This window comes from Rhizobium sp. RU35A (assembly GCF_900156005.1).
GTDB lineage: Bacteria > Pseudomonadota > Alphaproteobacteria > Rhizobiales > Rhizobiaceae > Neorhizobium > Neorhizobium straminoryzae.
In genome coordinates, this window is sequence record NZ_FTMR01000019.1 from 1 (window position 1) to 14,836 (window position 14,836).

General features: G+C 62.0%; 6 protein-coding genes. 3 read left to right on the plus strand and 3 right to left on the minus strand.

The features are described 5' to 3' along the window. Nucleotides 1-48 precede the first annotated feature (48 nt). From F3H95_RS27310 to F3H95_RS25345, 3 genes are all read left to right on the plus strand, one after another. Nucleotides 49-8,652, plus strand: coding sequence for a hypothetical protein (locus F3H95_RS27310; RefSeq protein WP_210248594.1), 8,604 nt, complete (start codon nt 49-51; stop codon nt 8,650-8,652). Between the two features lie 107 nt (nt 8,653-8,759). Further along, nucleotides 8,760-9,491, plus strand: a complete 732-nt coding sequence (locus tag F3H95_RS25340; RefSeq protein WP_188134486.1) for an invasion associated locus B family protein — start codon at nt 8,760-8,762, stop codon at nt 9,489-9,491. 188 nt (nt 9,492-9,679) lie between these two features. Next, nucleotides 9,680-11,437, plus strand: coding sequence for a POTRA domain-containing protein (locus F3H95_RS25345; RefSeq protein WP_149748001.1), 1,758 nt, complete (start codon nt 9,680-9,682; stop codon nt 11,435-11,437). A 469-nt stretch (nt 11,438-11,906) separates the two neighbouring features. Here F3H95_RS25345 and F3H95_RS25350 read toward each other — a convergent pair whose 3' ends face one another. From F3H95_RS25350 to F3H95_RS25360, 3 genes are read right to left on the minus strand one after another with little or no spacing between them, the layout of a single operon-like run. Continuing rightward, the gene (locus F3H95_RS25350; protein ID WP_149748002.1) at nt 11,907-13,244 is read right to left on the minus strand and encodes an LLM class flavin-dependent oxidoreductase; all 1,338 of its coding nucleotides are present in this window, start codon (nt 13,242-13,244) and stop codon (nt 11,907-11,909) included. 11 nt (nt 13,245-13,255) lie between these two features. Beyond that, nucleotides 13,256-13,978 carry an ABC transporter ATP-binding protein gene (locus F3H95_RS25355; protein ID WP_142880705.1) on the minus strand — a complete coding sequence of 241 codons (723 nt, stop codon included), beginning with the start codon at nt 13,976-13,978 and terminating at the stop codon, nt 13,256-13,258. After that, the gene (locus tag F3H95_RS25360; RefSeq protein ID WP_142880706.1) at nt 13,975-14,826 is read right to left on the minus strand and encodes an ABC transporter permease; all 852 of its coding nucleotides are present in this window, start codon (nt 14,824-14,826) and stop codon (nt 13,975-13,977) included. Before F3H95_RS25360 ends, F3H95_RS25355 begins: the two co-directional genes overlap by 4 nt. Between the last annotated feature and the right edge of the window lie 10 nt (nt 14,827-14,836).

The window sequence follows — 14,836 nt, forward strand, 5'->3', positions numbered from 1 at the left end:
AACTATGCGTCCAACACCATTGCCGGCGGCGTCGGCGGTGTGGTGGGCGTGGGCGGTGCCGTCGTCATCAACCGCACCGGCTCCGGCAATCTCAATGATTACCAGGACAATGATGGCACCTCTGCGGTCGACGGCGGCGGCATGGCAGGCGATGTGGACAAGGTTCTGTCCAAGCTTGTCAACAACCGCGTCCAGAACAGCGGCAATGCCTCGCTCGACGCGACGGTTGCCAAGGCCAACAGTGCAACCGCCTCCAGCCTGTCCGGGGATGCAACCAGCGTATCGGCCATGCTGACGAAGGACGGCCACGACCGCACCTCCGCCACGATCGGCGACAATGCCGAGGTGGTGACCGGTGGCTCCGTCGATCTTTCCGCCAGCGATTTCGGCCGTGTCTATCAGTTTGCCGGTACAGTCGGCGGCGGTGGCACGGTGGGCGTTGGCCTGACGGTTGGCGTCAACGACTTCTCGTCCTCCGCCATCACCGCCATCGGCAACAATGCGCGGGTGACAGCGGGTGCTGCGCTCTCGATGGATGCAGAAAACGTCTCCGTGCTGGAGGCCGTCAACTTCGCCGGCGCGGCGGGTCTGGTCGGCGCGGCCGGCTCGATCAACTACAACCGTCTGCGCAATACGGCGAATACGACGATCGGCGCCGGCGCGCAGGTCTCCGCCACGCAGGCCGTCATCAACGCCGAGAACGAGCAGAATCTGGCCGCAACCACCATCGGTATCGCCGGCGGCTTCGTCGGCGCTGGTGTTTCCTATACGCGTGCTGATCTGGAAGGTGGCGCCACCACCACGATCGGCAACGGCGCAACCGTGACCACCCGCTCGGGCAATCTCGATGTGCTGGCCGAGCAGCGTTTCCGCATGTCGGTTGACGGACTGGCGGGTGCAGGTGGTGCCGTGGCCGGCCAGGCTGCCGTCTCCGAAATCGAGGAAGACAGCGACGCGACGGTGCAACTCGGCGACAATGTGACGCTCGATGCCGCCGGGGTGCTGAATCTCCAGGCCGAAAACCTCGGTTGGTCGGTCTCCAACGTCGTCGGTATTGCGCTCGGCGCGGTCGCAGCCGGCTATGTCCATTCCTATGCCGAAAGCTATGGTGACGCGACGGTCAAGGCTGGCAACAATCATGTGCTGAAGGGCAGTGCGGTGGAAATCTCCGCGCTGATCGGTGAGCTGCAGTCCGTGGGTCGCCTGTCGGGTGCGGCAACGCTTGCGACTATTGCCGGCGACCGCGGTGCTGTTCGCACCGCCCTGGAATTCCTGGGGCTTGCGCGCACCACCTATCGCCGCGCCGAAAGCTTCGCCCTTGCCGCAGCAGGCGGTCTGGGCGCTGCCCAAGGCAGCAATATTGCCGCCAAAACCGGCAATGATGCCGTCATCGACCTCGGATACGGGCAGATTACGGCCCGCAGCGGTGACGTTGACATCACCACCGAAAACCAGGTGGCGCTGCAGTCCAAGATTATCGGCATTACCGTCGGCGCCCTGTCGCTCGGCGCCCATGTGGCACAGTCGACAAACCGGAACAGCAGCCGAATCGCGCTTGGCTCCTCGATCAGCGCGCAGGACATCTCCATTCTCGCCAATAGCGACACCCGTGCGACCTCGCAGAGCTTCGCCGTTGCCGGTGGTGTCTACACGGCCGGCATTTCGATGGCCAAGGTCACTGATGTCGGTGCAACGACGATCGAACTGCGCGATCTCGGCGCGACGCCGACCGGCGACGACATCCGGGCGACCGGAACCATCGTCATCAAGGCCGATCACGAGCGCCACTTCGACGGCAAGATGAACTCCTTCGGCGTCGGCCTTATCGGTGGCGGCTCCGGCAGCAATGACTATGATGTCCGCGGCATTGCCACGGTCGATATCGGCGACAACAGAAAGATCGTCTCCAAGACCTATGACGACCAGAGCAACGGGGAAAAAATCCAGATCCTGGCGCGGAATGCGATTGCCAAGGACCTGTTCGGCGGCAGCAATGTCAATCTGAAGGCCTATGGCGCAATCGCGATTGCCGACGTGGATTCCGACGTGACGGTGAAGACGGACACCGGCGTTTCCATCGGCCGCAACACACAGATCTACTCGGCAGGCGATCTGACGATCAAATCCATGGCCAATGTGAGCGGCGATGACGTGATCACTGTGGATGCAGCGGGCGCTGCGGCCGCTGCCACCGGCAAGACAAACTTCACCCATTCTGGCATCTCGGGAGATCGCGCGCAGTCTTATGTGAACGTCGGCACTGCGGCATCGCTGTTTGCCGGCGAGCGTCTGGAAGCCTCTGCCGTCACCGATACCAAGATGTCCACGTCTGGCGACGGTTCGGCCTATGGTGCCGGGGCGACATTGCGGGTGGATTCCGTTACCGCATCGACCTCCGACAACGTGGTGACGATTGGCGAAAATGCCCTCGTGAAAAGCTACGGGGACGTGTTCCTCGGGGCCGGCGAGGACTATGTGGACGCCAACGATACCTCTGCCCTGGCAGGGGACCGCCTGGTCGGCTACCGCATCAACAGCAATGATGTGGCCTCCTCGGTCATTTCCATCATCGGGGCTGCCATCGGCATTCCGCGTGACAATATTTCACGTGCGACGAGCGACCAGAACAATATCCTGGCCATCGCCAGCGGCGGCAAGGTCCAGTCCGGCGAGGACATTCATGCCGCAGCCTCTGATGACAAGCGTGGCGGTGCCACCGCCTATATCGATGTCCGCAACTACTCGGCCACCAGCTTCCTGACAGCCTTCATGGACATCAAGGGTGTTGGCAAGACGAACAAGGCGGGTGTCGTCAATCTTGGCGGCACGCTGGAAACCGGCGTTGACCGGGTGCGGTGGGTTTCCATCGATGGCACGGACATCAATTCCGTGACCGGCAAGGGCTATAACTGGCGCAAGGCCGTCAGCAGGTCCGGCAATACGTGGAACGTCAATTACGAGGCACCGCTCGGCGATGTCGTCCTGCGCACCGGTGTGAACCGCGGCGGTCTTATCGGCGGCGGCAGCATCGTCACGCCGCGCGATGCGGATCTGCGGGTGGTCAATACCTCGTCCGATGCGCTGGCCATCACCGGCCTGTCCATCCCCTATCTGGTGGGCGGCAAGGTGTATGTGAACGGCACGCAGGTGAAGCAGAATGGTTCTGCGCTTCTCGGCGCGGTACGCTACACCCTTCCGACGGCGGATGCAGTGCTGTCTGTGGTCAACACCAATGCAAGCGGACCTGATCTCACCGTCAAGGGCCAGATCAGCAACCTTGGCGGTTCTGTGACGCTCGCCAATGTCTATGGCTCGGTTGCACTGCAGTCGCGTGTCCAGGCGGCAGATCTGACCATTCTGGCCGGGCGCGATTTCCGGATCGACACCGACAAGGACATCAACCTCGGCAATGACCCGATCAGCGAATTCAGCGACCTCGCCAATTCCTACAACAACACCCAGACGGCTGATAATGCCAATGTGACGCTGTCATCGGCAGGTATGCCGCAGGGTGCTGCCGGTTCGATCGAGGCGCTCGGCAACATCTACATCAAGGCCGATGGGGTCAACATCAACGGGACAATCCGTTCCGGTGTGAGCGGCCGGGATACGACTGTTACGCAGGCGCAGGTGGACGCGGCCCTGGCGAGTGCCCAGAAGACCCGCTATGCCCAGACCAAGAGCGAATCCGATCGGTATTACCAGCTGACAGGTGGCTTGGGCTTTGATCCGCTGACGGCCACGCGTGACCAACTGGCCGGCATTTCGATCGATGACCTGTCCACCATCCCGCTGTTCTACGACTATGCGACCAACCGCATCGTTGCGAAGAATCTGCAGGCGGAAGGCGGCAGCATCATCATCGAGGGGCGCATTGCCAGCACCGGCCGCGGCAAGGTGGAGGCGCTGGACGGCTTCGCCCGCTTCGACATCACCAACCAGTCGACGAGCGCGCTGGAACTGCGTGACATCGATACCGGTGATGGCGTGGAAGGTACGATCGTCTTCAACGATCATAACTACCAGACCGCCAACAGCAGCTATCTGCAGACCCGCTGGGCACGCATCGGCAGCGACATCGTCAAGTACGAGAACACTTCGAACGAACTGACCAATGGCGTTGCCATGACCGTGGCAGATACCGGCGCTGCCGCGGCCACCTATGATCCGCTGGCCAACCAACGGTACAAGTGGACCGTGAAGGCCGACTACTACGATCTGCAGCAGTTCTACTCGCACCACGAGGACAAGAGCGACGGCGAAAGCGATGTGAACGGCATCATCAGCAACCAGAACGGAGCCCCCTGGACCTCTGCCGATTACGCTGCGATCCGAAAGACACTGACCACCCGGACGAGCGGCGATGGATGGGAGCGCTATGGCGATGATCACATTAGCTGGTCCACCCCGAACTTCGGGACAGCGCCGGTCGGTTCACTGACGATCGACAGTTCCGACACCTCTGATTTCCACTACACGCGCGAAGTAACTGAGACGGGGCGCGAGGTGCAGAACTTCAAGAGCGAGACGGTCTGTGAGACGCGGATTCTCGGCATCTGCGCCGACTGGGAAGTTCGTCCGAAGATGGACTATCGCATCTATTACCACAGCGATCAGACCTACTCGGTGAAGGCGGACAAGACGATCAATATCGGCTTCTTCGGCGAGAACACCGGTCGCATCGCAGTACAGAGCCAGGGTGATGTGCTGGTCGGAGGCAAAGTTCGCAACATCTCGGGCGAAACGTTGCTGACCAGTGAGCAGGGTGGCATCTACACGGCCAACAATGATGGCCAGAAGGGTGTTCTGCTTGCAAACAACATCACGCTCAATGCCAAGATCAGCATTGGCAGCTCAGCAACCGACACGTTCCAGATCGAACAGACGGGTGACAATGCCATCGTGAATGCGAAGGCTCCGAACCTCTATCTCGAAGAGGTTGCTGGTAACCTGCGCCTCGGCCAGATCACTGTCGATGCGGCAAAGACCGCCAATGGTGGCGACCTGACGCTGGTATCCCGTGGCAATCTCGATTTCCGTGCCTCGAACATGGGCTCGGTGGTCAAGGGCGGCCGTATCGAACTCGAAAGCAAGACGGGCAAGATCCTCACCAATGTTGCCGATAATGGCCTTGATGTGGATACCGACGCGGCCGGCGGCGGCACCCTGTCCGTCAAGACGAAAGATGCTGATGCCGTCACTATCCGGGAAGTCTCGGGTGATCTGCGGGTCGATACGATCGACGTGGCCGGCGATCTCACGCTGCTGGTCAATGGCGATCTTCTGAACGGCCAGACAACGACCACTGACCTTGCCACGCGCGATGCTGCCTTTGCCGACTATCTCGACAGCCGCGGCATCGGCTCGGCCAGCTATACCCAGGCACAGACCGAACTGGTCAACGATGCCAAGGCCAAGCAGATGACCGACATGTATCAGGCCTACTGGAAGATGCGGGGTGCAGGCCGCACGACCAGTGCGACCAATGGCGCAAGCCTGATGCGGGTGGCCACCACAGAAGCAGTGAGCGCTGTTGCGCCCTATGATCCGGACTTCGTCTATCATGTCTCGGCGGAAGATCGCACGGCGTTGAAGTCCAACGGTCTTTCGGATGCCGATATCGCGTCCTATGAGGCAAAGCAGACAGCCTTCTATCACGACGCCCACGACAAGCTCGGGGCTGCGGCCGAAGGAACGTATGACCCCAACTTCGTCTACACGCTGACCGACGCCGAGCGCACCGCCAATACGGCTGGCCTCACCATCAACCGTGATGCCGTTCTTTCTGCGGTCAATGCGGAAGTGGTCGGCGGTAATGCCAGTGGGTCGAACCAGAGCAGCAACATCCAGGCCGGCAGCCTCGATATCGATGTTTCCGGAACCATTGGTGAAGCCAGCAACGGTTTCAGTGTCAACGGCAGCGGCGACAAGACGGTTTCCGTGGCGGACATGCAGCGCATGCGTACGGCCGCGGTTGGGGACGTGCATTACAATGCTGATGGCTCGATCACCGTTACCAACCATGACGGTGTGTCGATCAACACTGACGGCACTGTCAACGTGAATGCCGGTCAGGACGCCTTCCTGCAGAGCCAGACTGATCTGAAGGTGAAGACAATCTCCGTCGGCAACACGTTGCAGCTCAACACCTCCGGCAGCCTGCTGAACGCCAACGACGACGGCACGGCCAACGTCACGGGTCGCAACCTGGTGCTGTCGAGTGCCGGCGAGAATCTCGGTACGTCCGACAAGCGCTTTGTGACCGACGCAACCGATGACGGCTATGTACAATTGCGGACCGATGGCTCGGCCTATCTTTCGGAAAAGACCGGCGACCTGCGCCTGCAGGATGCGGCCGGCCCGACGCTGGACCTTCAGGCCAATGACGGCCGCATCGTCGATGCCTTCAATGATAATGGGGTCGAAATCAACGGCGACAACGTCAAGCTTTACGCTCGCGATGGCATCGGCACGCAAGGGGCGGACCTCGACGTGACGACCCGCGCAAAGGGTTCGATCGAGGTGCAGACGCCCGGCGATTCCTATATGTACGCTCCGGATCTTCCGGTGCAGGTGAAGGAGGCGGTTGTTGGCGGTCTCTCCAAGATCGTATCGGCAAGCCAGATCCTGGTCGAGGCGGGCAAGACCTTCTCGGCGAGCGTCATCGACTGGTACGCGCCCGACGACGTGATCTTCGGCCAGAACAGCAAGATCGTTTCCCGCGATGGCACGGCGAAGATCCGCACCGATGCCGATCTGGTGATGGGCAAAGGCTCCACCATCGATGCTGCTGGCAATGCCATCGACATCGGCGCCGCAGGCAATGTGGTGCTGGGCAACCTTGTCAGCCAGAAGGGTGGCAACGACGTCATCGTCGTCAATGCCGGCGGCTCGATCAACGGCAATGGCGACGGCCTGAAGGATATCGATGTCTCCGACGATACGGCAGGCGTCACGCTTTCGGCCCATGGCGGCATTGGTGGCGACACGGCAGTATCGACCAATCTGGCCCGCCTGACCTTTACCAACACCGATGGCGGCGACGTCGCAATCGAAAACAGCCGCAGCATGACGCTGGAAGGCGGTACGGTCGGGGCTGGATCGTCGATGAGCGTCTCCACGGCCGGCAATCTGCTGACGCAATCCGCCACTGCGGTCGACGGTGACATCGCGCTCTCTGCCGATGCGACGCTGACGCAGGCTCAGAATGCCGTCATCGACGCCGGCGTCGGTTCGATCGCGATCACCGCCGGTACGGATGCCGTTCTCAATCGCATCCGTACCGCCGGGAACGGCAACATTGCCATCGCTGCCTTGACCGGCCAGATCAGCCTGAACAAGGAAGTCAGCACCGCCGAAGGCAATATCAGCGTCACTGCTGATACGGACCTGACGCTGGCAGATGCAGGCCATGTGACGGCCGCCGGTGCAGGCAACATCTCCCTGTCGGCAACGAAGGGGGCGCTTACCCAGGGTGCGCTTGCCATTGTCAATGGGGGTACGGGATCAGTGTCGCTGGCAGCGGGTACGGATGCCGTCCTCAACCGGATTCTGACGGCTGGGAATGGCAATATCGACATTACCGCCCGGACGGGCCGCGTTGACCTGAACAAGGAGGTCAGCACCGCGGAGGGCGATATCGGCGTCACCGCCGATACGAATCTGACGCTGGCAGATGCTGCCCATGTGACTGCTAGCGGAGCCGGCGATATTGCGCTGTCGGCAACGAATGGCACGCTCACCCAGGGTGCCCTTGCCATCATCAACGGCGGCACGGGTTCGGTCACACTTTCGGCCGGTACGGATGCCGTGCTGAACCGGATCCTGACAGCCGGCAACGGCAATATCGACATTGCCGCCCGGACGGGCCGCGTTGACCTGAACAAGGAGGTCAGCACCGCTGAAGGCGACATCGGCGTGACCGCCGATACGAACCTGACGCTGGCAGACGCTGCCAATGTAACGGCCGCCGGTGCAGGCAGCATCCGCCTGGACGCAACCACGGGGCAGTTCACCCAGGCGATCGGTGCGTTGATCGACGGCGGAACGGGCGATGTCGATATCCTCGCGGGCATTGATGCCATCGTTCAGCGGGTCCGTACCGCCGGAAACGGTGATCTCGGCGTCCGCAGCCGTCAGGGCAACGCCTATCTGCAGAACGATCTTGATACCGCCGAGGGATCGATCGGTGTGCTTGCCCAGCACAACGTGTTCATCGCGGCAACCTCGGATATCACGGCAGTTGGGGAAGGTGACATCAGGATCCGTGCGGTTGAAGACAACGTCATCCAGACGCAAGGGGCATGGATCGATGGCGGGCGTGGCCAGGTTCGTGTGGATGCAGGCTTCAACGTGGTGCTGCGTGATGTCCGCTCCACCTATCCGTCGCGCTATCGGATCATGGCGACGGCCGGCAACTACCTTGATGATGGCGGCAATGCTCATCGCAACGTGCTCGATACCGAGATGCGCAATGCCCGCATCGATGTCGCGGCGCTGCTGCCGGTGGTACCGGACGCGGGCCTCTACCTGCGTGCGCTGCGCGTCCTGCAGGAGAGCCGGACCGGCATCGTCAATCTTGCCGAGAGCGTGATCGCCGATGCGGTTGAGCGCGACGAGAACGGAGCCATCATCCTGGCACCCGGGAACTAAACAACAGCGGGAGGCAGCAATCTGTGGAACCACAGCACTTGCCCTCCCGCAGCAATAACCTTCGTGCCACAAGCGAACCGAAGACTATTTCCAGAAGTGAGGATGTCGTGTCCAAGAATGCAATTCGTTTGAACTCTCTGATCTCCACCTTTGCCGCCTGCCTGGCGCTTGGCGTTGCTATGCCGCTGGTGGCAGAGGCCGCCGGCACCGGCGACAAGCCGAAGGCTCCGGAAGCCGCAGCACCGGCAACGCCTGCGGCAACTGCCGCTGCACAGCCTGCCGATGCCTCCCAGAAAGCGAAGGATGGCACCGCTGCTTCGGCGCAAAAGGGCAAGGATGGCGCCGCGGCTGCGCCGGGAGAGGTTCAGAGCGGACCAAAGGTGACCGTTCAGCAGCATGGCGACTGGCTGCTGGAATGCTATGACCCGGCGATCAACAATGTGAACTGCCAGATCAAGCAGCGGATCGCTCAGAAGGACACCGACCGCAACATTCTGGTGATGAGCATTGCCTTCGATCCGAAGGCCAAGAGCAATGTCATCCAGTATGTGCTGCCGCTGGACTTCCTGCTGACGCCGGGCGTCTCGGTCGAGGTCGGCAGCTATCAGACCACCGCCGGCGTCAACCGCTGCTCGGTACAGGGCTGCTTCGTTGAAGGCACCACCGACGACGGCTTCATCAAGGCCATGCAGGGCGCCAAGGACGGCGGTCGCGTCGTGATCGTGTCGCGCACCGGCCAAAAGGTCGGGATCGGTTTCTCGGTCATCGGCTTCTCCATGGCCTATGACGAGATGGTCAAGGAAAATACGCGCATGGCAGCGCAGCAGCCGAAGGGCTGAGGCCGTCGCGGGCGGCGTATGCCGCCTGTCGCCAGCAAGACAGACTGGGGAGGCCCGCGGTGGGTCTCCCCTGCGGAATTTCGGGGGTTCAGGTGCGGTCGGTTCGGGACATACAACGCGGCGGATATCGCGAGCGCAACAGGGGACAACAGATCGGGATAGCCACGGATGCCGGACAGGGCAGGGCCGTGCCCGCGCGTCTGATCCGGGCGGGCGCCATGCTTTTCGGCCTGTCCTGCGGTCTGGTGGCGGTTCCGGCCGGCGCGGCGCCGGCGCTTCCGACGGTGCCTGCCACCACCGATGCCGACATCAACAATCCGCGTGCCGTCAGCGATTTCGAGCAGCGTGAGCGCCAGCGCGCCCTGGAGCGCGCCACCGACCAGCAGCCGGCCGCCCCGAGCGCGCCAGGCCAGGAGGATGTGGCCGTGCCGAAAGGCGCCGAGCGCGCCAGCTTCGTGCTGAAGGATGTCGCGTTCAACGACAGCCGCATCTTCACCAAGACCGATCTCGACGCAATCGTCGCGCCCTATCTGAACCGCAAGATCTCCGTCGCGGACCTGTTCCGCCTGACGGCGAAGATCAACGCCACCTATCGCGAGCGGGGCTACATTACCGCCCAGGCTGTCCTGGTGCCGCAGCAGATCGCCGGCGGCCATGTCCGCATCCAGCTGGTGGAAGGCACGATCGGCGCCGTCGAGGTGTCGGGCAACAAGAAGGTTCGCTCCGACGTGGTGATCGACCATGTCGAGGTGCTGCCGGGCAGCATTCCCACCATCCAGCTGATCGAGCGGCGGCTGGCCGCGGTGAACCAGAACCGCAAGTTCCAGGTCACGGCCGGGCTGAAGCCCGGCAAGGAGACCGGCACCACGGATCTGCAATTGCAGGTGACGGGCGAGCCAAAACCGTTCAGCGGCACCGTCTATCTCAACAACCAAGGCACCCGCGACAGCGGTCGCTATACGCTCGGCGCCACCGCCAGCCTCTACTCGCCCTTCGGCTATGACGAGACGATTTCCGCCGGCCTGACCACATCCGTCAGCGACATGAGCAACATGCTGCAGGATTTCGACGTCGGCTCCTATTTCTTCGACGCCGACCTGCCGATGCCGGTGGGCAATGGCGGGCTGCGCCTGCTCTATTCCCATTCGGATTCCAAGGTTCTGGAAGGCAGCTTCGCCTCGCTCGGCGTGCTGGGCCGCGGCGATCTCGTCAGCCTCACCTACACGCAGCCTTTCTACACCACGCCGACCTGGAACTTCTCGACCGTCAGCGGCGGCCAGTGGAGCAACACCCACAGCGAAGTCAGCACCGTCGATACCGACACGCTGTCGTTTCGCGTGTTCGGCGGTGTGAAGGGGCAGGCGACCTTCCCCACCACCGGCACCTATATCGAAACCGAACTCCGCCTCATCCAGTCCTGGGTCGATACGAAGGGGCTCAGCGGCCATGATCGCGATACGATCACCCGCATCGTCGGCAGCGCCACGCTGTTCCAGTCGATAGGCGACGGCCTCAGCCTGATGATGCGGGCCGGCGGCCAGTATACCCCGGAAAAGCGCCTGCCCTCCGGCGAACTCTGGTATCTTGGCGGCGTCAGCACGCTTCCCGCCTATGAGCTTTCGTCGCTATCGGGTGACAACGGTCTCTATCTTGCCAACCAGATCCGCTACAGTTCCGACTATTACAACAGCGGCATGCAGCAGGCGTTGGGCATTCCCTTCTCCTCCGGCATCCGTGCCTTCATCGACGTGGGTGCCGTGTTCGACGATTATCTGCGCGGCGAATCCAGCAGCTTCTATTCGGATGCGGGCTTTGGACTGGATTTTGACATTGGTGGGCATCTGAGCGGCGACCTTTCGGTGGCCTGGGCAATCGATCCGAAGATGAACAGCAATATCAAGGTCGACAGCCCGCGCTTCCTCTTCACGCTCACCACCAGTTTCTGACGGACTGCCTGCCGTCCACAGGTGGTGGCACGATGCTCGATGTATCGATGTTGAGGGAGATGTTCGAAAAAGCGTCTGAACCCCGGATCAAGAAGGACTGCCGTGACCTTGGGCTGAAGGAAAACGGCTACTCGCGGCGCCGGCCTTGCGGGCTATATCGATCTGTGCGCTTTCCGCTATCGATCGACACGATGAGATTATGTCGCATGGCCTGCTGCCGGTTTCAGGAGGAACACCTTGACTCGGTGTCCGAAAAGCCCGCAGCAGGCCAGTCTACCGGGTGCCGGTTGGCGTCCCTTCGAGAGCAGACGTCCGTCTATCCAACTCGATAGATCCCTTCGCCCCTGACCGGCCCGAATGTTACCAGAGCGCGGCCTATCCCCTCTAAGAGCACACTGGCGGCCGAATCCGCCTTTACGACAAGCCCGGCAACGGACCCCGCTGTCCATTGCGATGAACGCGGTCTTTCCTATGCCGAGCGTGCCAGTTGCGTACCGCGTCCGACATCGCTCAGGCCGAAATGGGAGCGGAGCGTGCTTCCCTCGTAGTCTGTCCTGAACAGGCCGCGCCTCTGCAGGATCGGAACCACTTCTTCCGCAAAAAGAGATAGCTGCCTGTTGATGATCGGCGGCATGACGTTAAAGCCATCGGCCGCTCCCGTTCGGAACCAGTCCTCGATGATGTCGGCGACCTCTTCGGGCGTTCCCGTCGCCACGAAATGACCGCGGGCGCCAGCAAGCTTGCGAAGAAGCTGCCGGAGTGTGAGATTTTCCCGCAGTGTCATGTCGACATAACCGATCACCCGGCTCTTGGAGGCTTCCACCGTATCGGGGTCCGGAAAGTCATCGCGCGTCAGCGGACGATCAAGCGGAATGCCGCTGAAATCGTGTCCCCCGAAGCGGGCAGATAGCCGGGTCAGGCCAACCTCCGTGCTGGTAAGGGCGTCCAGTTCTTCCCAGACCTGCTCGGCTTCCCTGGAGGTCGAGCCGATCGCTGCACTGATGCCGGGCAGGACGACGATGTCTTCCGGCCGGCGACCATAGGCGATGGCGCGGTTCTTGACGTCGGAGTAGAATGTTCTTGCCGTGTCCTTGGTCATGTGGGCGGTGAAAATGGCCTCGGCCCATCGCGCGGCGAAAGCGCGGCCCGCATCGGATTGACCTGCCTGAATATAGACCGGGCGCGATTGCGGACTTTCAGGAACATTGAGTGGTCCCTTGGTCTTGTAGTGTTCTCCGGCATAGTTTGCCGGTCTGATCCGGTCACGGTCGAGATATCGCCCGCCCTCGCGATCATCGAGCACCGCCTCGGCCGGAAAGCTCTTCCAAAGTGCATCGACCGCTTCCACGAATTCTTCGGCCAGCCTGTAGCGATCGCTGTGGTCGACATTCTGTTGCCGGCCGTAGTTTGCACCCGCCTCCGGTGCCCATGAGGTAACGATGTTCCAGCCGGCGCGGCCCTTCGACAGATGGTCCAGCGTCGCAAACTGGCGGGCCAGCGTGTAGGGCAGGCTATAGGTGGTGGAGGCGGTCCCGATCAGGCCGATCTTGCGCGTATGGGCCGCCAGCAGCGACAGAAGCACGATCGGCTCCAGCGAGCCGGACGAGGCCAGGCCGCTGCTGTTGCCGGCCGCGAGGGTATCGGCGAGGAACACCGCGTCGAATTTCGCCTTTTCGGCGATTGCGGCTGCCTCGACGTAAAGGTCGAGATCCGTCAGCGCCTTGTGGTTTGCGTGTGGATGTCGCCATGCACCCTCATGATGGCCCCGCGACATGAGGAAGAGATTGAGGTGCAACATTCGGGACATGATCGGGCCTTTCAGAGGTTGCCGGCTTCCACGCCGAGGCTTGCGAGCAGACGTGCGCGCAGGAGGGAGAGTTCGGTCTGGTGCTGGTGGCGGGGATGGGCAAGCGAGACGGCGTGATCTTCGGCGATATGACCGTCCTTCAGCACAAGGATCCGGTCAGCCAGCAGAAGGGCCTCGTCAACATCGTGGGTGACCAGGATGATCGTCGGTCGCTGGTGCTCGACAAGACGCATGAGAAGAGCCTGCATTCTCAGCCGGGTCAACGCATCCAGTGCGCCGAACGGTTCATCCGCAAGAAGCAGCGCCGGTGCACGCAGAAGAGACCTTGCGAGAGAAGCCCGCTGCTTCTGCCCCCCGGAAAGGGTGGAGGGCCATGCGGTCGCCTTGTCGCCAAGCCCCACATCGGCCAGCATCGCCTCGGCGGCGGCGCGCGCGTCCGGGCGGCGAAGACCGAGCTTGACGTTGTCGATCACCGTCTTCCAGGGAAGCAGCCGCGAGTCCTGGAACAGGACAGATACATTGTCCGGCCGGCTATAGTGCCCCTTGCTCTCGGCATCGTCGTCCAGGCCGGCGAGCGCGCGCAGCAGCGTCGTCTTGCCTGATCCGGATTCTCCGAGAAGTGCGACGAACTGCCCGGCTGGAATATCGAGTGAAATATGGTCGAGGACTGTCTTGCCCTTGAAACTGCGGGAAAGATCACGAATGACCACGGCATGGGTAAGATGGGCGTTCATGAGCCGAGCGCCCGTCGATAGGAAAGCGCGCGGCTTTCGATGAACCGGACGATGGCATCGGAGACAAGCCCGAGCAGCGCGTAGATGATGATCCCCACGACGATGATATCGGTCTGTCCCCAGTCACGGGCACGGTTCATGAGGTAGCCGATACCGGTCTGTGTATTGACGAGTTCCAGCACCACGAGCGCCGTCCAGCACAATGCGACAGCCAGGCGCAGGGACACGAAGAAGCCTGGAAGGGCGCCGGGAAGGGCAACGTGACGGATGAATTCCGCACGGCTCAGCCCGAGCGTTCGCGCCAGTTCCACATGACCGATGTCGATGCCGCGCAGGGCGGCATGCGTGTTGATGTAGACTGGAATGAGGACAGCCGTGAAGATGAGGAAGATCTTCATGGCTTCGCCGATGCCAAGCCAGATGATGACGAGCGGTATCAGGGCGAGGGTGGGGACTGCGCGCTTGATCTGGACGACGCCGTCGATCAGAGCCTCGCCGGTTCGCGTCAGGCCCGAAAGAAGGGCAAGAACGACGCCAGCGAAGACACCGAGAAACAGCCCCGAATAGGCGCGTGCTGCCGACGCCGCCAGATGAACGGGCAGACTGCCGTCCAGAACCATGTCGATGCCGGTCCTGACTGCCGTCGAAGGAGCTGCCAGCGTATTGGGAGACAGGACACCGAGCCGCGATGCGGCCTCCCATCCCATCAGGATGATCAGGGGGCCGATCAGCCGCCAGCCTGCCGGAAGTCTTTCAGGCGTCAGGCGCGCCGGTTTTTTCCTGTCCGTGCGATCGGCATTGCGCGTGATGCGCCTGTTGACAATGGTGCTGGTGGATATGTCTGTCATGTCGTCTCCG